Source organism: Mesorhizobium sp. M7A.F.Ca.MR.362.00.0.0 (genome assembly GCF_004023175.1).
Classification (GTDB): domain Bacteria; phylum Pseudomonadota; class Alphaproteobacteria; order Rhizobiales; family Rhizobiaceae; genus Mesorhizobium.
Window position 1 is genome coordinate 1 of the sequence record NZ_RZTF01000986.1, and the last position, 303, is coordinate 303.

Annotated in this window: 1 protein-coding gene; it reads right to left on the reverse strand. The window is 67.0% G+C overall.

Features of this window, described 5'->3' with window-relative positions; translation table 11 throughout:
- Positions 1 to 65: 65 nt before the first annotated feature.
- On the reverse strand, positions 66 to 303 hold a 238-nt coding region (locus EOC06_RS38800), incomplete at its 5' end, for a DUF423 domain-containing protein (RefSeq protein ID WP_128310190.1).

Consider the following 303-nt stretch of genomic DNA (forward strand, 5'->3'; position numbering starts at 1 on the left):
GCTCATCAAGCCCGAGCGCCGGCAGGACTAGCAGCCCACGCTTTTACATTTGGCGCGGGCAGGCGTCAGGAACGCATGCGCACCAGCGCCGAGGCGGCGATCGCCAGCCAGCCGGTAATGAGTAGCGTGCCGCCGATCGGCGCCGACAGCGGGAACAGCCGCGACCCGATGAAATCGCGGGCCAGCAGATCGCCGCAGAACAGCAGAAGCCCAACCAGCAGGATCAGGCTGCCGATGCGCAGCATCCGGTTCGCCCCAAGCAATCCGGCGGCGAGGAAGACCGGCGCATGCATCAGCAGGAAG